General features: G+C 59.1%; 1 protein-coding gene. It reads left to right on the top strand.

What is annotated here, in order from left to right; genetic code table 11:
* On the top strand, positions 1-562 hold a 562-nt coding region (locus KBX07_RS11335), incomplete at both ends, for an IS3 family transposase (protein ID WP_256024170.1).

Genomic DNA, 562 nt, shown 5'->3' with positions numbered 1-562 from the left:
CTGATGTCCCGGATTGTCGTCCTGATCTGGTCAATCGTGACTTCACCGCGTCAGCGCCGCACCGGCTGTGGGTCGCTGACATCACCTACGTGCGTACCCTGTCGGGGTTTGCGTACACCGCGTTCATCACCGATGCGTACTCCCGCAAGATTGTCGGGGTTGCCACCAGGGCGAGCATGCGCACCGATGAGCTGCCTCTTGAGGCTTTTGAGCATGCTGTTTATCACGCAGGTGATCTCCGTGCTGAAGGACTTGTCCACCACAGCGATCGCGGCTCGCAGTACGTGTCCATTCGTTACAGTGAGGCGCTTGCTCAAGCTGGGATCGATCCGTCCGTTGGCACCGTCGGCGATTCCTACGACAACGCGTTGGCGGAAACGGTCAACGGTCTCTACAAGACCGAGCTGATCTATCCCCACCGGCCGTGGGCGTCGGTTGGGGAAGTCGAGATCGCGACCCTTCGCTGGGTGTACTGGTGGAACAACCACCGCCTGCACGAGTCATTGGGATACATCACCCCACAAGAGATGGAAGACGCCTACTATCAACAATCACACGCCCA

Origin of the sequence: Corynebacterium sp. CCUG 70398 (genome assembly GCF_024454055.1) — a bacterium.
In the GTDB taxonomy this organism is placed as follows: domain Bacteria; phylum Actinomycetota; class Actinomycetes; order Mycobacteriales; family Mycobacteriaceae; genus Corynebacterium; species Corynebacterium genitalium.
The sequence above is the reverse complement of the archived record's forward strand: the minus strand, read 5'-3'. Positions and strand labels throughout refer to the sequence as shown.